General features: G+C 54.2%; 20 protein-coding genes. 14 read left to right on the forward strand and 6 right to left on the reverse strand.

The features are described 5' to 3' along the window. Window positions 1-201 precede the first annotated feature (201 nt). From JMJ04_RS04385 to JMJ04_RS04415, 7 genes are all read left to right on the forward strand, one after another. Window positions 202-1,653 (forward strand): serine/threonine protein kinase, encoded by a 1,452-nt coding sequence (locus JMJ04_RS04385; RefSeq protein ID WP_201369333.1) that lies wholly within the window; start codon window positions 202-204, stop codon window positions 1,651-1,653. After that, window positions 1,602-2,651 (forward strand): TolB-like translocation protein, encoded by a 1,050-nt coding sequence (locus JMJ04_RS04390; protein ID WP_201369334.1) that lies wholly within the window; start codon window positions 1,602-1,604, stop codon window positions 2,649-2,651. Before JMJ04_RS04385 ends, JMJ04_RS04390 begins: the two co-directional genes overlap by 52 nt. 487 nt (window positions 2,652-3,138) lie before the next feature. Then, the gene (locus JMJ04_RS04395) at window positions 3,139-3,516 is read left to right on the forward strand and encodes a cupredoxin domain-containing protein (RefSeq protein WP_201369335.1); all 378 of its coding nucleotides are present in this window, start codon (window positions 3,139-3,141) and stop codon (window positions 3,514-3,516) included. A 250-nt stretch (window positions 3,517-3,766) separates the two neighbouring features. Then, on the forward strand, window positions 3,767-4,786 hold the full coding sequence (locus tag JMJ04_RS04400) for an ABC transporter ATP-binding protein (RefSeq protein WP_201369336.1): 1,020 nt from the start codon (window positions 3,767-3,769) through the stop codon (window positions 4,784-4,786). A 70-nt stretch (window positions 4,787-4,856) separates the two neighbouring features. After that, entirely contained in the window at window positions 4,857-5,513 is a 657-nt protein-coding gene (locus JMJ04_RS04405; protein WP_201369337.1) for an ABC transporter permease, read from the forward strand. 24 nt (window positions 5,514-5,537) lie between these two features. Then, the gene (locus tag JMJ04_RS04410; RefSeq protein WP_201369338.1) at window positions 5,538-6,206 is read left to right on the forward strand and encodes an ABC transporter permease; all 669 of its coding nucleotides are present in this window, start codon (window positions 5,538-5,540) and stop codon (window positions 6,204-6,206) included. Window positions 6,207-6,289: 83 nt separating this feature from the next. Then, the gene (locus tag JMJ04_RS04415; RefSeq protein WP_201369339.1) at window positions 6,290-7,243 is read left to right on the forward strand and encodes a glycine betaine ABC transporter substrate-binding protein; all 954 of its coding nucleotides are present in this window, start codon (window positions 6,290-6,292) and stop codon (window positions 7,241-7,243) included. A gap of 60 nt (window positions 7,244-7,303) precedes the next feature. On the opposite strand, the gene JMJ04_RS04420 is transcribed toward JMJ04_RS04415, so the two are convergent. Both JMJ04_RS04420 and JMJ04_RS04425 read right to left on the reverse strand, forming a co-directional pair. Next, a complete protein-coding gene (locus JMJ04_RS04420) occupies window positions 7,304-8,923 on the reverse strand; it encodes a molybdopterin-dependent oxidoreductase (RefSeq protein WP_201369340.1) in 1,620 nt (539 codons plus the stop codon). Window positions 8,924-9,158: 235 nt separating this feature from the next. Then, the gene (locus tag JMJ04_RS04425) at window positions 9,159-10,637 is read right to left on the reverse strand and encodes a glycosyltransferase 87 family protein (protein WP_201369341.1); all 1,479 of its coding nucleotides are present in this window, start codon (window positions 10,635-10,637) and stop codon (window positions 9,159-9,161) included. 207 nt (window positions 10,638-10,844) lie between these two features. Here JMJ04_RS04425 and JMJ04_RS04430 point away from each other — a divergent pair, with 207 nt between their 5' ends. Then, window positions 10,845-11,306, forward strand: a complete 462-nt coding sequence (locus tag JMJ04_RS04430; protein ID WP_201369342.1) for a TIGR03668 family PPOX class F420-dependent oxidoreductase — start codon at window positions 10,845-10,847, stop codon at window positions 11,304-11,306. A 55-nt stretch (window positions 11,307-11,361) separates the two neighbouring features. On the opposite strand, the gene JMJ04_RS04435 is transcribed toward JMJ04_RS04430, so the two are convergent. Then, entirely contained in the window at window positions 11,362-11,940 is a 579-nt protein-coding gene (locus JMJ04_RS04435) for a 3'-5' exonuclease (protein WP_201369343.1), read from the reverse strand. A 134-nt stretch (window positions 11,941-12,074) separates the two neighbouring features. Between JMJ04_RS04435 and JMJ04_RS04440 the strand changes: the two genes are divergently transcribed. From JMJ04_RS04440 to JMJ04_RS04450, 3 genes are all read left to right on the forward strand, one after another. Next, window positions 12,075-13,118: a DUF929 family protein gene (locus JMJ04_RS04440; protein ID WP_201369344.1), complete on the forward strand. Its 1,044-nt coding sequence runs from the start codon at window positions 12,075-12,077 to the stop codon at window positions 13,116-13,118. Between the two features lie 389 nt (window positions 13,119-13,507). Continuing rightward, window positions 13,508-14,302, forward strand: coding sequence for an RNA ligase family protein (locus JMJ04_RS04445; protein ID WP_201369345.1), 795 nt, complete (start codon window positions 13,508-13,510; stop codon window positions 14,300-14,302). Between the two features lie 182 nt (window positions 14,303-14,484). Then, a complete protein-coding gene (locus tag JMJ04_RS04450; protein WP_201369346.1) occupies window positions 14,485-15,645 on the forward strand; it encodes an AAA family ATPase in 1,161 nt (386 codons plus the stop codon). Between the two features lie 75 nt (window positions 15,646-15,720). On the opposite strand, the gene JMJ04_RS04455 is transcribed toward JMJ04_RS04450, so the two are convergent. Both JMJ04_RS04455 and JMJ04_RS04460 read right to left on the reverse strand, forming a co-directional pair. Then, on the reverse strand, window positions 15,721-16,626 hold the full coding sequence (locus JMJ04_RS04455) for a protein DA1 (RefSeq protein WP_201369347.1): 906 nt from the start codon (window positions 16,624-16,626) through the stop codon (window positions 15,721-15,723). Between the two features lie 85 nt (window positions 16,627-16,711). Beyond that, on the reverse strand, window positions 16,712-17,593 hold the full coding sequence (locus JMJ04_RS04460; protein ID WP_201369348.1) for a GNAT family N-acetyltransferase: 882 nt from the start codon (window positions 17,591-17,593) through the stop codon (window positions 16,712-16,714). Window positions 17,594-17,859: 266 nt separating this feature from the next. On the opposite strand from JMJ04_RS04460, the gene JMJ04_RS04465 reads away from it, so the two are divergent. Together JMJ04_RS04465 and JMJ04_RS04470 are read left to right on the forward strand one after the other, a co-directional pair. Next, on the forward strand, window positions 17,860-18,216 hold the full coding sequence (locus JMJ04_RS04465) for a hypothetical protein (RefSeq protein ID WP_201369349.1): 357 nt from the start codon (window positions 17,860-17,862) through the stop codon (window positions 18,214-18,216). Window positions 18,217-18,285: 69 nt separating this feature from the next. Next, entirely contained in the window at window positions 18,286-18,456 is a 171-nt protein-coding gene (locus JMJ04_RS04470) for a hypothetical protein (RefSeq protein ID WP_007911291.1), read from the forward strand. 54 nt (window positions 18,457-18,510) lie between these two features. On the opposite strand, the gene JMJ04_RS04475 is transcribed toward JMJ04_RS04470, so the two are convergent. Then, on the reverse strand, window positions 18,511-19,473 hold the full coding sequence (locus JMJ04_RS04475; protein ID WP_201369350.1) for a DMT family transporter: 963 nt from the start codon (window positions 19,471-19,473) through the stop codon (window positions 18,511-18,513). Between the two features lie 638 nt (window positions 19,474-20,111). Between JMJ04_RS04475 and JMJ04_RS04480 the strand changes: the two genes are divergently transcribed. Next, window positions 20,112-21,389: an alkaline phosphatase family protein gene (locus JMJ04_RS04480; RefSeq protein ID WP_201369351.1), complete on the forward strand. Its 1,278-nt coding sequence runs from the start codon at window positions 20,112-20,114 to the stop codon at window positions 21,387-21,389. Window positions 21,390-21,455 lie beyond the last annotated feature (66 nt).

Consider the following 21,455-nt stretch of genomic DNA (forward strand, 5'->3'; position numbering starts at 1 on the left):
ATGAGTGGTGTAGTATGGATTGACGTCAATCCATACTACACCACTCATATTAGTGTGAGTTTTTGTCTGTTAACTTCGCATAATAAATAGCTATAGCAAGACGCACAACTGCATCCCTTTCTTTTATACTAAGTACGTATCTGCTATAATAGGCACGAATTAACATAGTTAAATTTTCTCTATATTACTGGAAATAACAGCATGCTAGGAACAATATTAGGTCACTATCGCCTGTTGAATGAACTGGGTCGTGGTGGCACGGCGACCGTCTACCTGGCAGAAGACATACATCTACAGCGCCAGGTTGCGGTAAAAGTCTTTCAGCCCGAACTCCAGGCGGCCAATCGGGCGGAATTCCTTGCACATTTTACGCGTGAGGCACGCGTGTTGGCTCGCCTGGATCATCCACATATTCTCCCCGTCTATGAGTACGGCGAACAGGATATCTGCGCTTACCTGGTTATGCCCTACATGCCTGGAGGCTCCCTCAAAGAGTATCTACACAAACACCCAGGGCTACTTCCTCTTGAGCAGACACTCGCTTTTATCCATCAAATTCTCAATGCACTGGAATACGCTCATCAACAAGGCTTGATTCATCGCGATATTAAACCCGGCAATATCCTCTTCAAAAATGAGAAGACGCTCATGCTCTCCGATTTCGGCCTCGTCAAGATTGTAGAGCACACGACGAATAAGCCCCTGGCAGGGGATGTCACGCACACCAATAGCTTCGCCATCAAGGGCACACCTGACTATATGGCGCCAGAGCAGATCCAGAGCAGGCCAGATAAGACGAGCGATATCTACGCGCTTGGTGTTGTGCTCTATGAGCTATTGACCGGTCAGCGCCCCTTTTACGCCGATGACGCAGTCGCCCTCATGGTGAAACACCTGTATGAGCCTCCACGTCCCCTTCATGTCCTTAACTCTGCAATCTCGCCTGAACTTGAGGCAGTAGTACTCAAGTCCCTGGAGAAAGATCCAACGCAGCGCTTCCAATCGGTTGCCGCCTTTCGCGAGGCCCTGGAAGAGGCGATCCAAACTGGGACGCCTATCAGGACATACACAAACACCCCTACGGCACTGGGCAATGGGACGACACCCCCAGTAAACCCGTTCCAGACACAACTGGCAACCCCCATGCTACCTAATGCTGGCAGCGCAGCCTTCCGGCATGTTCCTGCTCCCGCTGCATCGATGAATAGTTCACGTCCTCCATCATCAGAAATACGACAGATACAGGAGCAGGCCACCTCCATACAGGCCCAGTCGCAACCCTCAACCAGGCAGTCAACACCCGCATCCACTCTTCCGACGCCTCCGCCTGCGCAGAAAGCCAATCGCTTCCCGCTTTTCACCTATCTCTTTATTGGGATCGCACTCGCCACCAGTATCTTTGCCATCCTGTACAGTACTGGCTATATCGGCAAGCGTCAATCCAACACACCACAACCACAAATCGTAACACAAGCCTCCCCACTGCCGAGACAGGTGAGGGAAAACCTGCGCCAGCAGCCATCACAACAGACTGCCCCGCTGACAACGTCGCCCGGACTGCAAGTATTCAATCGATCACACCAGGCACCCATCGCCAGGTTGTGTATATCGTCAATGAAGGCCCTAACAATGCGCCAACCCGGGGGACACTGAAACGCCGTGATATTGATGATAACACCGGAGGCACGCCTATCATAGGCATACCTAACCTCCATATTGACGAGGGCGAACTTATGCAGGGTGGTCAATGGATCACCTATATCCTGCATAGCGATGGTATCAGTCAACTACGCCTGGTTCGCATAGATGGACAGGAACAACAGACGCTCTATTGCGCTCCTGCCAATACCCATATTGCCAATATGCAACTCTCGTACAATGGACAAAACGTAGTCTTTAATCAGTATCCTAATGATGGTGGCAAGCCATCGCTCTACCTGCTTAGTCTGGCCTCGGGCTCGCTACAACTCCTCCTGCACCCACAAAATGATCTGGCTTATACACCAACTACCTGGCTGGACAATACACACATTCTCTTAACCTCTTTTATACCCAACTCTGGCGCGCCACGCAACGATTTATATGCACTGGATATCATTCAGGGATCTAATCAGCATGATACTGATCTGCAAAAGCTCTTCAGCCAGAACTGGAGTTGTGGTAGCTTCGATGTGAGCTACGATACCACAAAGCTCTATGTTGCCAATTGTGATGCCAGCAATGGACTTTCAGCTACCGGGCCAACCACCATTAGCGTCCAGCCTTCAATGGGTGGCACCCCTCAGCCCATCGCGCATCTCAATCAAGCGGTCACGATGCTGCGCGCCGTCTCGCCAACAATGCTGCTACTTATGGTCGAGAATGGCAGTGGAGATACCAGCCAGAACGGCCTCTGGCGGATGAATACCGATGGCACAGGCCTCACACGCCTCACCGATGACACAACAGGCGGTCAGTCGCTTTGTCCATATTCCCAGTATGCCTGGTCGAATGTCACGCAAGATAGCAAGCTTTTTGCCCTGCAAGAGACCGATCCCCATAGCGCCGACCGCAAACTGTACTACGGCTCGCTCGATATGGGCACCCTGACCCCCTTTGCAGATATCGCCGATGGTACCGATATGCGCCTCGTGGGCTGGACCCTTTATTAATACGCTTGGTATCACGCTGGAGGGACATTGACGCGTTAAATGTTGCATCGTGCCCCCATAGGATAAATCGGCGCGTCGTGAATGTGGCATCTATGAAGAAAGGCGGAGTACTCGGGTGCTTACCTGATAGTTTTTCAGGTGCGAGCTGAAAGACTCTCAGGTAGACACCGATATTTATAATAGGACCAGAATAGTGAAGTACCCTATAGCTAGAAGATCTTAGCTTCTAGCATACTCGTTTAGCAAGCTATCAGGCTTTGACAGGGATTGCTCCCTGTAGGACTCTTCCAGCCCAAAAATCATTATATATGAGGCAGGGGAGGGTTGCAATCCAACCACCCTAACCGCCACAAAAGGACTCACTTATATCCTCCTGCCTCAAGGCATGAGGGTTACGCTCGCACTGATAAAAGTGCACCATCTGCGCAGGGTGCCGCCTTGTGGGTAGGCCCTGCCATTCTATTAATTTCCAGGAGATTCTCAAACTGTGAAAAAGCTGATCGCGCTCCTCCTCCTTTGCTGCACAGTCGCCACGCTCTTTGCGGCCTGCGCTACGGGAGGCAACACGAGCAACCTCCCCAATAGCGTCCATATGAAAGAACTGACCTTTGAACCCGCCTCCATCACCATACATAAAGGCGAAAAGGTCAATATTGTCAATGATGTCTCCATGGTACACGTTGTCGCTAATGGGACCTGGCAGGATAACACGGCCAAGGCCCTTACCGAAAATGGCGCCCCCCAGGTCAATGTCCAATTTAATGGGAACGATAGTCAGGCCGTTGGCCCCTTTAATACCGCCGGCACCTTTCACTTCTACTGCACCGTCCATCCAGGAATGAATCTTACCGTCGTGGTGAAATAGCTAGCAAGCAAAAAGCCGCGGGAGGGCTTGCCCTCCCGCAGCTTTTTGCTTGCTAGCCGCCTGGCAACGCCATATCTCAACCAAATTATAAGCCGTTTCGTATAATATAGAGAGGTTTTTTGGGCATAAAATGGCTCATCCATTGTGTTATAGACTCTGGTGAGCAATTTTCTGTGCCAGCTAGCCCGGGGCTATTAGTCTTTTCGGTATTTTAAAGATAGTAAGCTAAGACGAGGGAGTTGTTTTATTTATGGCAACTATTGCCTTTCAAGAGATTACCAAGCTCTATCCCAAGACGCAAAAACCGGCCGTCGATGCCGTTAGCTTTGAAGTACCTGAAGGGAGCACCTGCGTGCTTGTTGGCACCTCTGGCTCCGGCAAGACCACCCTTCTGCGTATGGTGAATCGTTTGATTGAGCCAACCTCGGGTGCGATCATCATCGATGGGAAGGATGTGCTCAAGGAGAACACCATCCAGTTGCGCCGCCGCATTGGCTATGTTATTCAGCAGGTGGGTCTCTTCCCGCATATGACGGTAGGGGAAAATGTCCGCGTCACCGCTGAAATCGCGGGAGGCTGGGAGAAACAGCGCCTCAACAAGCGCGTTGATGAGCTACTGGACCTGGTGGGGCTGCCACCAGCGGATTATCGCAAGCGCTTCCCGCGCCAACTCTCTGGCGGGCAACAGCAGCGTGTTGGCCTGGCACGCGCCCTGGCTACCGACCCGGCGATTCTACTCATGGATGAGCCCTTTGGCGCCCTGGACGCAATTACACGTGCGCGCATGCAAGACGAACTTCAGCGTATTCAACGCGACGTACATAAGACCATTCTTTTTGTCTCGCATGATATCGATGAGGCATTTAAGCTGGGCGACCAGATCGCCGTCATGTCTGAGGGCAAACTGGTACAGATTGGCTCGCCTGTGGAACTGCTCGCGCGTCCTGCTAATGGGTTTGTCAGCCAGCTCGTAGGCGCGGATAATACGCTACGCCAGCTACAATACCTGCCCGTTTCAACAGCGCTTGATAACCGGCCTGAGGCAGTTTCGTCGGCACACTGGGGCGATGCGGCTACCTGCTCACCAGATGCAACTCTGCTTGATGCAATGCTTCAACTCCTCTCCACCGGCTCTCCCGCACTCACCGTCACCAGCTCTGACTCCACTCAACCTCAAGGCAACATCACCCTTGCCAGCATTAACCGCGAGATTTCACGCCATCGCGGCCAACAGTCCCAGCCCAACCAGCCAGAAGGATCACACGCCTGATTCTGTCTCGCAAGGCTTACGCACACCGCGATGATGTATTCCATTGCGCTTTTGAAGGACGAGGAGTGTTATGCATTATTTACTGAGCGCTTACAATTATGATCTGACGGACCCGGAGAGCATCCCAAACCTGCTTTCACAACACGCCTTCCTGGTGGGAGTCAGTATGCTGATCTCGCTCGTTATCGCGATCCCGCTTGGAATCCTGATATCACGCTATCGCAAGCTGGCGCTGCCGGTGATTACGTTTATGGACCTGCTGTATACCATTCCCGGCCTGGCCTTGCTAGGAGTGCTCATCTCCATTACGGGTCTGAGCTTTACGACGGCTATTATTCCGCTCATTCTCTACACACAACTGGTGCTGATCCGCAACACCTCCGCCGCGCTCAACGGCATCGATCCGCTCTTAATTGAGACGGCACGCGCGATGGGTATGAACGGAACACAGCTCCTCTTCCGCGTGACCCTACCCCTGGCGCTACCGGTAATTATCGCAGGCATACGCATCGCGACAGTAACCATTATCGGTATCGCGGCCCTGGCATCCCTGGTAGGTGAGGGCGGTCTGGGTGACCTGATCTTTAAAAACATCACCAGCCGCGATATGGATGCTGTCCTGGCGGGAGCCATTCTGCTCAGCCTGTTCGCGATTGTGACCGACCTGCTACTACTGGGCGTACAAACCCTGCTCAACCGTGGTCGTAGCGCGCTTTCGGTGGCATAAGGGAGAGGAAGAGAGGTCTTACGTATGAACAGCATCTGGAATTATATCGCCGATCCGTCGCATAACTTTCTCTATGAGACGACGACCTACCTGCAAATCTGCGCCTTTACGATTGTGATCGCTATTGTAATCGGTGTTGGCCTGGGGGTCGTGGTTTCACGCAGCGCTATTCTAGGCTTTATCGCCATCAACCTCAGTGGCTTGATGCGCGCCATCCCAATCATTGCCTTCTTAATCGCGGTTCTGCCCTATCTAGGCCTGGGCTTTACACCTGCGGCGGTGGCACTGATTATTCTAGGTATTCCACCCATTTTGCTCAATACCTATACCGGGTTGCGTAGCATCGATGCGGCCATGATCGACGCCGCCAGGGGTATGGGCATGACCACCTGGCAAATTATTCGCCGCGTCCAGGCCCCACTCGTGATGCCCATTATTGCCGCCGGCATTCGCACGTCCGCGATCCAGATTATTGCTACCGCGACGCTTGCCGCCTTTATTGGTGCCGATGGGTATGGCGTCTACATTGTCGATGGCCTCTACAAGCTCGACAACACCGAGATTCTCGCTGGTGCGATCCCGGTCGCGATTATCGCCTTGATTGTAGAGGGCTTCATGGAGATTCTGCAACGTGTGCTCACTCCCGCAGGGTTGCGGGAGTCGAGCGGCACACCGCAGTCTCAGGTTTCCTGATCGATCCCTCGTGTTTGCTCTCCTTCCCTGGAGAGGAGACACGATCTATTCTTTGTGTTTTCCCAAACAAGGAGAAGTTTTTTATGTTCTTACGTTCACTAAAAACCAAATCTGCTGGGGCCTTGATCCTGGTCCTGCTGATGCTGCTCTCAGCCTGTGGCACGAGCGGCAATTCATCCTCCAGTAACACTGGCAGCGGCAGCACGTCCAAGGGCAACCTCGTCGTCGGCGGCAAACTGGACGTAGAGTCGCAGTTGCTCACCAAGATGTATACGCTCCTGCTGCAAAAAGCTGGCTACAAGGTCACGGAGAAACCCGCCCTGGGCAATAGCAATATCGTATTTCAGGCCATCAGTAGTGGCTCAATCGATATCTATCCTGAGTTCACTGCCACTGGTCTGAACAAGTTACAGGTGCCCACCACCTATGATCCCCAGAAGGATTACCAGGCGGTGAAGGATGGCTTCAATACGAACTATAAATTGACCTGGTTGGATGCAGCCCCGCTCAACGACGGCTATGCGCTCTGCACCTCGAAAGAGACCTCACAGAAGCTTGGTATCACCTCTATCTCGGATGTGAAGGCCAAGGCTTCGCAGTTGGCGCTGACCTCACCCAGCGATGGTGTCTCGTTCGTTGATGGTCTACAGAAGGTCTATGGTCTCACCACTAAGAGCTTCAAGAGCACTCAGACCGTCGACTATGCTCTGGGTTTCGACGCTGTAAAGAGCGACAAGGCCCAGGTCACCGTCTGCTACGGTACGGACGCGACCGTGCCCCAGGGTGGCTTCGTCTTCTTGAAGGACGATAAGAACGGCTTCCCGGCCTTCAATCCCGCCCCTGTGGTGCGCAACGATATCGCCCAGAAGTATCCTGATATCGCCTCGGTGCTCAATCCCCTGGCGCCCAAATTGACCACCGATGTCAGCATTCAGTTGCAGACCCAGGTGGCGCAGAAGAAAAGCGATGGAGCCTCGGTCTCGCGTGCTGTGACCTTGGTCGCCACCGATTTCCTAAAGCAGCAGGGCCTGCTCTAAGCAAACACATTACAAAGAGAGGGTGTGTGGGCAACGCTGCCCACACACCCTCTCTTTGTTTTATTTCACCTCAATAGTGACCTTGTGGTAGCCGGTCGAGCCTTTGGGGACCGTGCCTTGAATCTTCCCTGTTTGCACCTCGCCTACGCCGTTGGTCATCCTACACACCAGCGTGTAGCGGCCCGCCCGCTGCGGCCTCCACTGCCAGGTCCAGAAGACCCAGGCATCTTTGGAGAGTCGCGTGGTGAGCGTGGCATCATTCCATGTCTGCCCATCGTCGACGCTAACCTCGACACGCTGGACATCCTTGTCGCCCCCATAGGCAATGCCACCAACCTCGACGCTTGCCCCTGCAGCCACACTTCCTCGTGGATAGTCGATGCGGCTGGTCATATGCAGCGGGCCATTATACCAACCCTGGTCTGAATAGAGACCACCGACAAAATGATTGGTCAGCTCAACGCGCGTGAGCCACTTGGGATTCTCCTCACCATAGCGACCGGGAATCAACACACGCATTGGGTAGCCATGCTTCTGCGGAACCTCCACACCATTCATACGCCAGGCAAGCAGGGCATCCGCCTCCAAAACCTCTTTGAGCGGCAGACTGACAGTATAGCCATCAACACTATAGAAGGCGACATGCGTGGCCTCGGGCTGCGCGCCTCCATGCTGCTCAAGCAAGGTTTTGAATGTGACACCCTGCCAGACGGCGGTTCCCATCAAATGCCCACCTGGACCATTGGCAATACACTCGAGGGTGATCGCGCGCGAGGTCGAGGGCAGGCGTTGCACCTCGTCATAGGTATAGGTGCCTCCACGCTTGACCAGCCCATTCACCTCCAGGCGCCACAGGTTAATATTGGGATTTGGGTCCACAGTGTTCTGCGTGACGACATAGTGCCCGTCATTAGGCGTAATGGGAACGGTCTTCTCGCCATTGGAGACCGTCTTGACGCCATCGTAGGCCGCGTACTCGTTGAGGTAGCCTCGTAGCAGGCCTGCCGCACCGCCCGCGCTCACCAGACCCAGCGCGGCCACGCCCACACGCGAAAGTGCCTGCCTGCGCCTGCGTACACCCTCTTCCTCGTTCTCAGTCGCTTGCTTTGGCAGGAGCAGGCGGTAGAGCAGACAGAGCGCGACACCGTACACAGCGAAATCGAGTAGGAACGCCAGGTCAGTCGCGATGGTTGCCCATAGGACAGGTAGACCGTAGTGATTCTGTCGCACTTCGTCGTTGAAGAGCAATACACCGGTGAGGGTCATAAGCAGGGTCAGCAGCAGCGCGACACCCCACTCTCTATGTCCTGGTCGCGCACCTTGCGCGGGGAGCCGTACCCGGACCAGAAAGGCATATACCAGGCCCAACACAGTGCCAATGCCGATCATGGCCAGTAGGGCCAGTCCAAGCGGCGTCGTCTTCGAGTTGGGAGAGAACATGATTAAGAGCCGGATAAAGGTGCCAACATCAATATGTTTGAGGACATAATCCCCGAATAGCTCCGGGGACGTTGGCGTGCCAACAACGAAGAACAGCACGCCCATGGTAACCACAGTCAGAAGGCTTGCTATCAGACCTGCACATAGTCCCCATAGCGAAGAGAAGAGGATGGCTCCCGCCCTCGATAGAGATTTAGGAGGCGCGGAGCGTGGACGCTCTTGCGTTTGTTTGTTTTGCATATAGGTTCCCTGACTTCTGCTTGAGCATAAGAAAAAGACTCACATCTCTCTTCGCTGACACGCTTAATGGGACCTGCTTTTGCAACCTAAAAAAAGTTCGTTTTGTGTGCTTAAGACTTCTCGCCACTACGTGGCTCGCAGAGCGTTAAAGTATGTGGTGTAAAAAAGCCTGCGGCTTTTTTACACCACATACTGTGAAAAGTCTGGGATAACAAAAGTTGGGGATGTCTTATGTTTAACTGGTATGTTTACTTGTGGAGGGGGTTGCTGCTAGTATCCCCTTCCCACTGATGCGTCTATGGCGCCAACGTGCCAGGACTGCGGCACAGGCCAGGAGGAGCAGGGGTAGCAGATAGGCAAGGAGGTAGTAGAGATTCCAGTCGGGTGTAGTGTGCGCGAAGTAGCCGCCTAGTGTGGCACAGGTAAAGTAGCAAGCGGCCAGCGCTGCCAGTCCGATGCTAAGGGTCCGCCGCTCAGGGCGCTGCGCTATAGGAAAGAGCAGGGTGATCCAGGGCAGGAGCGTCGGCACATACCAGGGAAAGATATGTGAGGAGACCGCGAAGACCGCGCTATAGAGTACAAGCACACTTGCTTCAACGCTGATACGTTTACGCCAGCGCATCCATAGGACACCTAGCGCCACTCCTCCCATGACGACAAGTTCACCGGCGTAGAAAAGCAATTTAGCCGCGAGGAGATTGGGAATGAGGGTCTGCAACTTCGCCAGGATGAGGTAGACCGGGCCAGCGTTTGGCTGCTGCTCGCTCACATAGGTGGAGAAGAAGCCCAGCACCTGGCCATGCCCCAGGATAAGATATGGCACATATGCCAGAAAGATCGTTAACACGCAGGTCAGGAGCATAGCCCAATCACGGCGCCGCATTAACACCAGCAACAGGAGGATGGGGTAGATCTTGGTGAGTGTGGCCATGGCGATAAAGAGGCCAGTCGCCACGCGACTCCCACGCCAGTTTCCCTGGACACAGACCACCGCCAGGACGCAAAACATGACGGTGCTGGCATCGGCATGACCCTGGAGCGCAAACTCGATGATCGGCAACGGACACCAGGCATACAGGATGCAGCGACTCCAATCGCCACCGCGTCGCGCAAGCAAGTAGGCGATTCCACCACAGCTTACCAGGTCCATAAGCACAAAGGTGCCTTTGAGGAAAGACAGATTACTCGGCACCAGGAGATAGCTGAGAAGGTAGATACCCTGCGCCATGGGAGGGTAGATAGAGGGGGCCGTACGATAGCGGCTGTTCGCAAAGATAAAGTCGCGTATGTGCGCAAAGTGGGGATCAATAGGGGCATAGACGTAGGGACTATAGCCCAGTAATGTGACCCTGGCATCCCAGAGGTAGCGCCAGGAATCACGCGAGAGGTTGGGTTCCAGCGGCAGAAAGAGCGCACGCATCAGCAGTCCACTCAGCAGGATGGCACCCAACTCCAGCCAACGCTGGCGACCTCGCGGTGCTGGTGTGCAGAAGATCAGCACACAGGCCAGGCCATAAGGCAGGAAGCTTCCCACATACAGGGCCAGAAAGAGACTGAGCGGAGTATCGGCCGCAGGCGCGTTTACACGCATCACCACTTGCCAGGTCAGGGTTACAAGCATACATGCAAGCAATAAAGGCAAGCGCCAGCGGAAACGTCGGATCTCTTCACTCGCCTGCACCCGTGGGGATTCTGTTATCTGCTCTAAGGACATATCTACGAAAGCCTTTCTACCAGAAACAACCTCAACGCCTACCCATCCAGTGCTTTTCTATTCTTCGCTGGTCTCCGCCTCTGCAAACCAGCAAGAAATTTTCTTTTCCCCTTGCCACATGGGTAGGTGCTGAAACTATAATATCTAGAGTGCCTAGAGTGTCTAGAACACGCAATAAAATTCCTTTACAAACAAAGTATAAGAAACATGCATCATCAAGCACCACTCACTGAAACAGAGATGACGTTTGTCCGTCACCAGCGTGTCGCTCGTCTGGCCACCTCAGATGCCCAGGGAACGCCACACGCTATACCCGTCTGCTATGCCTTTGACGGACAACGCTTCTACACACCGCTCGACGAAAAGCCGAAGAGCGTCTCGCCAACACGGCTCCAGCGCGTGCGCAATATTCAAGCTCGCCCTGAGGTAGCCCTGCTTATTGACCAGTACGAAGATGATTGGAGCCACCTGGGCTATGTCCAGGTTCACTGTCACGCCGAATTGATTGATCCCGGACACGAGGCGCACGCCCACGCGCTCAAGCTCCTGCGGGTACGCTATGTCCAGTACCGTGCTATGCTCCTGGAACAGCAACCTGTGATCATGCTGACGCCCACACATATTTCAGCCTGGGGGCCTGCACTCAACAACCAGAGCAAGGGCGAGTGAACTCCATATCATTTCACCATTTCATAACACGCTTTGGGGCGCCTTTTTTTTCGCCTCAGTCGAGGGGTTCAACCCGTCCCTCTCGGCTGCGGCGAAGCAACTCAGCCAGAATGGCGGCACTATTCCAGGCATCATCATCGCCCCGGTGGTGCGTCCCCTCCAGTGGCAGGCGCATGGTATGCAAGGCGGCCTCCAGACCAATTTCGCTGGGCAGAGTATAGCTGAGGGCGAAGAGTGTCTTAATATTGAGGTGCCGTGTACCAAAGGGGTAGGCAACCTTGCGCTCACGGCACTGGCGCTCAAAAATGCTCCGATCATAATCGCCATAGCTAGCCCAGATCCGCTCCCGGGAGCGATACACCTCACGCAGAAGCGCACAAGCCTCGGCAAAGGTGATGCCTGCATTGACCTGCTCTTGCGTCAGGGTCGTCAATTCAGTACAAAACTCGCTCACACGCGAGCGCTCAGGACGCACCAGGATACTGCGCTTCTCCAGGCGCTGCCCCGTCACGAGGTCTAGCGGCACAAGCCCAATTTCGATAATTTCATTCTCCTGACCATTTGGTGGAACTCCCTGCCAGCAGGTCGCCTCAATATCAATTACCAGAAGCTGATCCAACAATTTCTTTGGCATATCATGCAATCCTTTCTTCTCATTGTTAGCTATCAGGCCTCCCACACATAGGAAGCAGGTACCAGAATGGGCCAGGCAGAAAGATAATGCTATAATCACCCTGACACACTCACACTCATTGAAAGGCATGCACTATGGCAAAAACCCGGAAGAAAAATGCACAGCCACCCACCTCTGGTCCTGTGCGAGGAGAGACACAGGCACGCCCTCGTCCCACCTCGCCCGGTTCCAATCGCGGCACAATTAGAAATACAGGTCGAAATGTTCGGCGTCGCGCGACCCGCCAGCGCAGATCGCTCTGGCTTCTGATTGGTGGCATTCTCCTCGCCCTTCTCGCCGTTATTGGCATCTTTATTTATGTAGGCCAGCAAAATCAAGCCCCGGGTGCTTCCGGCCCGACCGATCCCGAGGTTCTCAAAGCGGTGACCAGCATCGATCCCGCAACGCTGAGCACGGTGGGCGATGGCGGAGTGCAGCCCTTCCTCAAGGCCACGCAGAATAAGCCACCCATCCTGACAGGCGCCAATGGCAAGCCCAAGATCTTCTACTCTGGCGCCGAGTTCTGCCCCTACTGCGCAGGAGAGCGCTGGGCGCTGGTCGTAGCCCTGAGCCGCTTTGGAACCTTTAGCGCTCTGCCACAAACCACCTCGGCCGCTGAGGATAGCCCGCCCAGTCTCTCAACTGTCAGCTTCTATAGCAGCAAATATCAAAGCAACTATATCGACCTGGACACAGTTGAGCAGTTTACCAACAAGCGCTCTGGCAACTTTTATGAGCCGCTCCAGACACCCACTAGCGAGCAACAACAGCTGATTAACACCTATAACGGACCGCCCTACATTGACAAGCAATACGCTGGCGGCTTCCCTTTCGTGGATATCGCTAACCAGTATCTCGCGATTGGCCCTAGCTTTAATGTTGAGGTCATCTCCAACCTCTCACAGAAGCAGATTGCGGAGAAGCTTTCAGACTCAAGCTCTGATGTCTCTAAGAGCATTTTGGGCGTGGCTAATACCTTTACAGCAGCGATCTGCAAGGCCACCAATAACCAGCCCGCCTCAGTCTGTAAGGCAGATCCCATTCCCGCACTCCAACAGGCTCTGCCCGAGGCCCAGGGCAGTGACCAACTGGCCATGTCCCAGGCTCCCGAGGCCCTTTTCCCTCGCCGCGAGGATTAGATTGTGCTGAAGAAGAGATGGTTGATGGGCAATTACTCACCATCCATCTCTTCTTCAACATACCAGGAATTCCCCTGTACATAAGGCTCATGTATATGGTACTATTCTTTTTAGCAGAGATATATTTTTAGTGCCGGGAAGAGAGACATATGCATCAGATACATCAAACAGCCAGGGAAGATCTGCCTCAGCGCGCCCTCATATGCACCAACCTGGTTCTCGCTCGGCAGCAGACAGCTCCGGCTCCATAATCCCTTTGTCCTGACCACCCTCAACCCTTCTGCCTGTGCAATTAAGCAGGCAGTGCTAGCAGCAGAGCACCCGGCGTGTCTCTGCCGGTTCTCTATGCTATTCCTTCCAGGGTTTTCAGACAAGGATGCTATGCCGTCATGAGTACCAATATTAATATCTACAAATATCCACGCACACAGCATATCGAGGGTTCAGGTATACAACGCGGAGACGAAGATCTCGCGCTTATCCCCCTCCAGGAGTTCGCCGGTCGCGATCTCGTCGTTGAAGAAAAGATGGATGGGGCCAATACCGCAATTAGCTTTGATAGCCAGGGACAGCTTCTCCTCCAGAGTCGGGGACACTTCCTGAACGGGGGTCCGCGCGAGAAGCAGTTCCATCTCTTCAAGACCTGGGCCAGTCGCTATACCTTTGAACTATGGGATGTCCTGGGCGAGCGCTATGTGCTCTATGGCGAATGGCTCTATGCCAAGCACACTGTCTTTTATACCGATTTGCCTCACTACTTTATGGAGTTCGATATCCTCGACAAGCGTACCGGACGGTTTCTGAGCACACAACGCAGACAGGAACTGCTACGCCCGCTCCCGTTCGTCGTCTCGGTGAAGGTGCTCTACACTGGAGCCATTCAGACGCTCCAGGAATTAACGGCCCTGATTGGGCACTCTCACTTTATCAACAAGGAGCACCTGGATATCTTGCAGGCAAACTGTCGTAGTCGGGGGCTGGACGTTCAGCGCGTCCTGAAGGAGACGGACACCTCGCCCCTGATGGAGGGGCTATATATCAAAGTAGAGGAGCAAGGCGAGGTCAAAGAGCGCTACAAATATGTGCGCTCTAGCTTTCTCCAGACCATCTTTGACTCGGAGAGCCACTGGTTGGATCGCCCCATCCTTCCCAATCGCCTCCGCCTGGACATCGAGCTTTTCTAGTATCTTCTGATCCGAAACCCCTGAGCGCGCGGCCGCTGTGCCCCCGAATGGGGGTGCCACCGCTTGCCCCCGAATGGGGATTAGGTGGTCCCCGAATGGGGAAGCGCTAGTCACACAAGTGACGTTGGGTTTCGGAATAAGATCTATGAACCGTCAGCAAGAGTCAACACGAGGATCATAGCATGTTAGCAAACACGCAACCGGCAGATACCTGGATCTTTCCTTTCACGCCTCAGCCACCAGACTGGAAGCTAGACTGGAACAGCCTGGCAGAGAGCTTCTCCTGGCTTCGCGACCTTGCGGGTACGCCCCAGGAACCTGAATATCACGGCGAAGGCGATGTCTTTATCCATACACGCATGGTCGCGGAGGCTATGATCGCGCTCCCATCCTGGCGCAGCCTCCCCGCCTCTGAGCGCTCGCTACTCTTTGCCTCGGCTCTACTCCACGATGTGGGAAAGCCCGCGATGACACATCTGGCAGCCGATGGGCGCATCTCATCGCGTGGACATGCCCGGAAGGGCGAGTTGCTTACGCGTCGGATACTCTGCGATGGGCAGGAACTCCCGCCCGTCGCGCTCCAGGCACGGGAGTACATCGCACGCCTCGTGCGCTTCCATGGACTTCCCTTGCGCTTTCTGGATAGCCCTAACCCGCAGCGGAGCGTGATTGAGGCCAGCCAGAGCGTGCGACTCTCTCATCTCACCCTGCTGGCTGAGGCGGATGTGCGTGGTCGCATCTGTGCCGATCAAGGCGAGCTACTCACGCGCATTGAGCTCTTCAATGCCTTCTGCCAGGAGCAGGAGTGCTATGATGCGCCGCGCCAGTTCGCGACCTCACATAGCCGCTTCACCTACTTTCAAAAGGAGCAGAGTGATCCATCCTATATCGCCTATGACGAGACACAATTTGAGGTGGTGCTGATGTCGGGCCTGCCTGGCAGCGGGAAGGATACCTGGCTCAAAACCAATGTGCCGAAGCTGCCAGTTGTCTCGCTTGATGGGCTACGCAGGGAACTACATATCGCCCCAACCGATGATCAGGGTCGCGTTATCCAGGCTGCGCGTGAGCGGGCCCGGATCATGCTTCGTCAAAAAATGGCCTTCGCCTGGAATGCGACCAATATCACACGCCAGTTGCGGCAGCAACTTATTGATCTCTTCGTCTCCTATGGCGCGCGCGTGCGGCTGGTCTACCTTGATGTATCCCTCCCACAACTCCTGGAACGCAATCGCGCTCGCCACACCTATGTGCCAGAGGCCGTCTTGCAGCGCCTGCTAAACAAGCTAGAGGTCCCCGACCTGACCGAAGCCCAGCAGGTCGAATGGATCGAAAACATGTAAGTTAATATATTGTATACAGAAGGCGCCTTGCGTGTATCATGATACACGCAAGGCGCCTTCTGTATACAATATATTTTATTGCCAGCGTTTGCTGTGCTCCAGTTCTTCAATGAAGCGCGCAAAGCCTTTGCGCTCAATCAGGGACTGCATGCGGCGAAAGCCCTCGCCGTAGATAGGATCGGGGTTGCGCTCCATATTCTCGGCGCGGAAACGGCTCTCCGCCGTATCCCTGGAGCGTAAATAGCGGTAGGAGAGTACTTCGCACAAGCCCTCTTCGCGCCACGCTTCTGCCCGAGGGGCGCCCTGGACCACTAGCCAGACATGACCCAGTTCATGCACGACCACACTCTCAAAGACAAGCGCGGGCAGGCCCTGCAAGACCGCGACCCCGCTCACCTCAGAGCGCAGGGCCTGCCCCTCCTGGGCGTAGGAGACACTCATGGTCGCGCCCAGCGAGTGCGTCGGCCCATTCTCGTGCAAATAGTGGCGCAGCTTCGCTTTCGTACAGAGTTCCAGACTGAGCGGGAGCTGATGATAGCGCAACCCCTGTGCGCCCACCCATTGAATGAGTTGTTTAAAGAGCGGGCGGGCCTCTTCGACCGTTTCGATCGCGCTGGTCCGGCAGACGCGACAGCGTACTACCTCGGCACCGCGCTCCTGGTCCTGGGGAGGGATAAGGCGGCCACAAAAGTCGCACGCGGGGTATGCGTTCTCATGCTCCTGGCAAAACGCATTGCCCCAGTAATCCATCCGGTATATGCCCAGGAGCGGCTTTCCGCAATAGACGCAATGCTGCGCGATCTCGCGTGCATAGCAATCCTGATGATATGGCCGCCCCTGGTGCGGCGTAAAGCGAGCATCCGTAATCGGGCGCTTACAAGCGGCACAAAGGAAGTGTTCAGGATGCCAGGTCGCATCCAGGGCGGTCAGAAAGCGACCTGCAATTGGCTGCCCACAGGCCTTACAAATTGGCTGCCCCATGTTTATCTCACTTCTTTAGCAACTGGCATCGTGTTCATCACATTGTCGCTTCGCTCGGAGTCCAAGCTAGCCTGGACCTTATAATTTAGCGGCTGACTGGATAGCTATAGTAATCATAACTGGTGACGACCTGGAAGCCGCAGGACTGGTAGAGCGAGAGCGCCCCCTGGTTCTCCGTCATGACTTCCAGCACAATACGCCCAGGATTACGCTTTAGGGTCTCCTGGATGGCATAGGCTAGCAACTGGCGCCCATAGCCCCGGTGCTGGAATTCTGGCAACACTCCAAAGCCAATAATATAGGCTTCCTGCTCACCCAGCGAGACATCCAGTTTCCCAATATAGACATCGCGTAGTTGCGCTAGATAGGATGGGCGCCTTAAATTTACATTCCCATTCCCCTGGCTATACCAGGTTACCTCGCTACGCGGCATATCAAAGGCCACCGCCGTAATATGCGCCAGGAGCATGCCATCCTCCGGCTGAGCCTGTCTAAAGGTCAGCCCCTCAATACTCTTGCCCGGCAGGCGTGGCTCTTGTAACACCATTTTGTATTCGGCATGATGGAAGCGTGTGTCAAGCGTCTGAATATAAGCCTGGCCTGCTTGCGATTTGTGCTCAACAATGCAGAGGATCTGTGGAACACCGCGACGACGCACCTCCTGGGTTGCCGCCTGGAATAATGTGCGAAAAATACCTCTCTGGCGGTATTCAGGATGCACCATCCCACTTATTTCGGCCTCTTGCGAATTAAAGCAGAAGAGCGCCAGGTAGCCCACGAGCCGGCCCTGTTCATAATAGAGAAAGTCGTTTATCTCACCTGCGGGACGCTCGCGTAGCACATTCCAGTTTAGCTTCATCTCCAGTTGCTCATACTGCTCACACTGTGCCGCGAGCTGCTCGATCTCCTGTAACTCCTCTGTTCCTAATCCCTGCTTCCGCAACAACCCCTGTTTACCGTCTGCCATGCGCAATAAATACCTTTCGTTTCCTGATGATGAGGACGATGAGTGAAATCTTGTTTTCAGCATACCATTAATCACACTCATCGCGCCAACACGTCCCCTATTCTTGCCAGTATGGGCCCCTTTTCCTCTGAGCGCCGCTGGTACGAAGGGCTATCTCAGCCAATTGAAACCGAGAACGCACATTGCTCCGTAATATAGCTAAGGATTGATATTGAGGCATTTTCAATGATTTACATCACGTCGTTATGTATACAAGGAGGTCACTTATGTTAGCATCCCTGTTTGTGCTGGCGGATGGCATTACGATTCGCCTTGGGGATAACGTCTGGAGCTTTGGCTGGAATATCATTCTCTACCTGGTTATCGCCGCCATTGTTGGTCTCGTTGCTGAATATATTGTTGGCTGGCGCCTTCCTTTAGGGATTGTGGGCGCTATTATCGCCGCTCTTGTTGGCATCTGGCTGATGACACAAGTAATTGTCATCTCTGGCATCGGCGATTTCGTGTTGTTTGGTGTACCCCTTTTCCGGGCGCTACTGGGCGCCATCATTCTGGTCGCCCTCTGGCACCTCCTGACCTATGGTCTGACCCGCCGGCGTCGCTATCGCCGCGCCGAGGTGTAGCAAACGGTAAGCGCCCTCGTCTAATAGCCTGGCCCACACAAGGGCCTTACGCTACGAGGAGGTAGTTCTATGCCTCAGAAGAGACCTTTGAAGGGTGTTGGCGCAAAAGAACAGCGCCAGTATGAACACATTAAAGAATCTGCCGAGAAGAGTGGCCGCTACGGCGACCGCGCCGAAGAGGTAGCCGCTCGTACCGTGATGAAACACCACAAGGAGTCGCATCACAAGAAGGGGCAGTAACGAGAAGGAGGGATGCAGTCTGCACCCCTCCTTCTCGTTACTGCTTTAAGCAGCTTAATCGCCCCCTGCACACTCATCCACCAGGAGAGCAAGTTCTTCCTTCCTGGAAAAGAGAGACTTGCCAAACTTGCGTATATCCAGGCCCTTGATCTGTGAAACCAGGACGCCACCCATTGTTAAGGCTGTGCCCAACCACTGGACAGGTGTAAGCATCTCGCCGAGGAGTGCAGCCGCCATAAGCACACCCAGAATTGAAGGGAGATAGCCATAGATAGAGAGGCGTACCACGCCCACGCGCGCAAGACCATAGTTCCAGCACATATTGGTCACCGCCGTCGCCCCAATCGCTGTGAAGAGCAGCGCGGGAATAACCACTGGGGGCAACACGCTTATATGTGCATTTTGTACGTTCGCCCCTCCTGGAATAATGAAGAACACACCACCCACGAAGAGCGTCCAGGTCGTGACCCGCAAGGATGAATAACGCGTCAGCGAGCGCCGCGTCAGCAGGGGCATCAACCCACTCAAGAGACCCGCCACAAAGTACAGGCCCAGGCCAATCCAGCTCGCAGGAGTAATCGCGCCCAGGCTTCCCTTCCCTAATACAACCAGCACCATCCCGCCGCAGGCCGCGAGCAGGCCCCCAATCATCAGGCCTGTCATACGCTCACGCGCAACCAGCGAGGCCACAAGTGTCATAATCGCGCTGGTAAAGGCGCTCAGCAACGCGCCCATCGAGGCCTCAGCGAAGTACGATCCATAAAGAAAACAAATTTGCTGCGCCCCAAAGCCAAGAACACCCGCGACTACCAGCGCGCCAAAATCTCTCCAGGCAACCTTGACATTCCCTTCCATCCACTTCAACATCGCCATCATGACAAGCGTAGAGAGAAAAAAGCGCAGAAAACCCACTAGAAGAGGAGGTAAATACATCACAAGAATTTTTACAGTACAGAAATTTAGTCCCCAGAGCACACTGGCCAGAAGAATAGCGAGATCAGCACGTTGTAGTTTCACCGCAATAAGACTTTCTTTGAGACGACGCGAGACTCCGACATTTTTTATTTTCTATTTTTCCCGCGCATGAGACAGATAGTATAAGCTAGATAGAGCGTCCAATAGGCTGGACACTTCTCCCGACGAACAAGCAAGCGCACCAACAACGTCTCGCACATCCTTTCTCGGAAGCGTCTGCCTAAACCTCCACTTCAGTGCAGAAAGCAGAAAGACATATGTGCAAAATACACATATACCTCTTGCTCCATCATCTGGCGTCTATTTCTCGCGTATGCGGTGCTCGCAGGTTTAAGGATGTGCTGACGTGAGGATTTGGCCTCACGTCAGCACATCCTTAAACCTGGCATAATATCTTCTATTGCATCAATAATTATTTAACTCCCTATTAAATAATATGATATCTAGAGCACATCTCTTTCCAATTGTGGAGTTGATAGAAGAGTTTTTCATGATATACTGTTAAGCAGACAGCAGACCACATTTGCCAAACCTGCATCAAGTTTGCAGGAATCTCTGTCTACTGCTTATCCGAAATCCTGAGTGCGCTTGTCCTCGAATGGGGGAAGCGCTAGTCACGAGAGTGATGTTGGGTTTCGGAATAAGAGCCTAGAGCTAGTAGAGGAAGTACAGGTTCAGCCATGCTCAACACAGCCTCAATTAAAGCGGTCAATCAGTCGAAGTTCTCTCAGCGCTTCGTCAAACCGTGCTATGGCTCCTATTGCTTCGCTTATCTGCCCGCGACCATTCGCTCGCTGCTAACCGGGACAACGCCCATGGCCCTGCCAGCGGATATCCTCCATAACCTGCCTACACGCTATGAGCAGGTCGTATTCCTCTTTGTCGATGGCTTTGGCTGGCATCTCTTTAAACGCCACGCGGAGCGCTATGCCTTCCTCAAAACGGCTCAGGCCTCTGGCGTCGTCTCCAAGCTTACCTCACAGTTCCCCTCGACGACCGCCGCGCATGTGACCTGTATTCACACCGGCCTGGAAGTCGGACAGAGCGGCGTCTATGAGTGGCACTACTATGAGCCGCTGGTCGATAATATCATCTCGCCCCTGCTCTTCTCCTATGCCGATGACAAGGTTGTGCGCGATACGCTCAAACGCGCCTCGGTACCGGCAACGGCCTTCTTCCCGCGCCAGACATTCTACCAGTCGTTACAGGACGAGGGCGTCAATTCACATATCTTTCAATATCGGGCATATACGCCTTCAACCTACTCCGATATCGTCTTTCGTGGCGCACAAGTTCATCCCTATACAACCATCCAGGAAGCCTTAGGGGGACTGGCAGACTTGCTCGTTCAGCCACCTACCGCGCCGACTTACTATTTTCTCTACTTTGATCGCATCGATACAGCCAGTCACAACTATGGACCCTTCTCACCTCAGGTCGAGCGGGAAATTGACGTTTTTATGCAGCAGATGGAGCAATTCTACCAGCGCGTGGCCTCGCGTTCACCTCGCACGCTGCTCCTTCTGAGCGCCGACCATGGACAGGCGCCGGTCAATCCACGTACAACCTATTACCTTAATGAGCGGCTCCCTCAGCTCATACGCTACTTAAAGACAAATCACCAGGGACGCCTGCTCATTCCTGCTGGCTCGCCACGAGATATGTTCTTGCATGTGAAAGAACCCTATGTCGACGAGGTCGTTACTATGCTACGCCAGCATCTCGCGGACAAGGCCGAGGTCTATCCCGTCGCCAGCCTGATCGCGCAGCAGTTCTTTGGTCTGCGCGCCCCATCGCAGACGCTCCTGTCGCGCCTGGGCAACGTAGTGATCCTTCCTTACAAACATGAGACCGTCTGGTGGTATGAGCAGGGCACCTTCGATATGCATTTCCAGGGCCATCATGGCGGCCTGACCCCCGACGAGATGGAGATTCCGCTGCTAGCGCTTCCCCTGTAATACAATAGTGTGTATGCAAAGTGGGCGCGGGATTCCGACCGGAATCCCGCGCCCACTTTGCATACA

Source organism: Ktedonobacter robiniae (genome assembly GCF_016587375.1).
Taxonomy (GTDB): domain Bacteria; phylum Chloroflexota; class Ktedonobacteria; order Ktedonobacterales; family Ktedonobacteraceae; genus Ktedonobacter; species Ktedonobacter robiniae.

Coding starts and splice junctions, on each gene's coding strand:
- JMJ04_RS04425 (WP_201369341.1), bottom strand. CDS start 10,637: ATGTCCTTAGAGCAGATAACAGAATCCCCACGGGTGCAGGCGAGTGAA.
- JMJ04_RS04410 (WP_201369338.1), top strand. CDS start 5,538: ATGAACAGCATCTGGAATTATATCGCCGATCCGTCGCATAACTTTCTC.
- JMJ04_RS04450 (WP_201369346.1), top strand. CDS start 14,485: ATGTTAGCAAACACGCAACCGGCAGATACCTGGATCTTTCCTTTCACG.
- JMJ04_RS04440 (WP_201369344.1), top strand. CDS start 12,075: ATGGCAAAAACCCGGAAGAAAAATGCACAGCCACCCACCTCTGGTCCT.
- JMJ04_RS04465 (WP_201369349.1), top strand. CDS start 17,860: ATGTTAGCATCCCTGTTTGTGCTGGCGGATGGCATTACGATTCGCCTT.
- JMJ04_RS04470 (WP_007911291.1), top strand. CDS start 18,286: ATGCCTCAGAAGAGACCTTTGAAGGGTGTTGGCGCAAAAGAACAGCGC.
- JMJ04_RS04460 (WP_201369348.1), bottom strand. CDS start 17,593: ATGGCAGACGGTAAACAGGGGTTGTTGCGGAAGCAGGGATTAGGAACA.
- JMJ04_RS04385 (WP_201369333.1), top strand. CDS start 202: ATGCTAGGAACAATATTAGGTCACTATCGCCTGTTGAATGAACTGGGT.
- JMJ04_RS04400 (WP_201369336.1), top strand. CDS start 3,767: ATGGCAACTATTGCCTTTCAAGAGATTACCAAGCTCTATCCCAAGACG.
- JMJ04_RS04430 (WP_201369342.1), top strand. CDS start 10,845: ATGCATCATCAAGCACCACTCACTGAAACAGAGATGACGTTTGTCCGT.
- JMJ04_RS04435 (WP_201369343.1), bottom strand. CDS start 11,940: ATGCCAAAGAAATTGTTGGATCAGCTTCTGGTAATTGATATTGAGGCG.
- JMJ04_RS04445 (WP_201369345.1), top strand. CDS start 13,508: ATGAGTACCAATATTAATATCTACAAATATCCACGCACACAGCATATC.
- JMJ04_RS04420 (WP_201369340.1), bottom strand. CDS start 8,923: ATGCAAAACAAACAAACGCAAGAGCGTCCACGCTCCGCGCCTCCTAAA.
- JMJ04_RS04480 (WP_201369351.1), top strand. CDS start 20,112: ATGCTCAACACAGCCTCAATTAAAGCGGTCAATCAGTCGAAGTTCTCT.
- JMJ04_RS04455 (WP_201369347.1), bottom strand. CDS start 16,626: ATGGGGCAGCCAATTTGTAAGGCCTGTGGGCAGCCAATTGCAGGTCGC.
- JMJ04_RS04405 (WP_201369337.1), top strand. CDS start 4,857: ATGCATTATTTACTGAGCGCTTACAATTATGATCTGACGGACCCGGAG.
- JMJ04_RS04415 (WP_201369339.1), top strand. CDS start 6,290: ATGTTCTTACGTTCACTAAAAACCAAATCTGCTGGGGCCTTGATCCTG.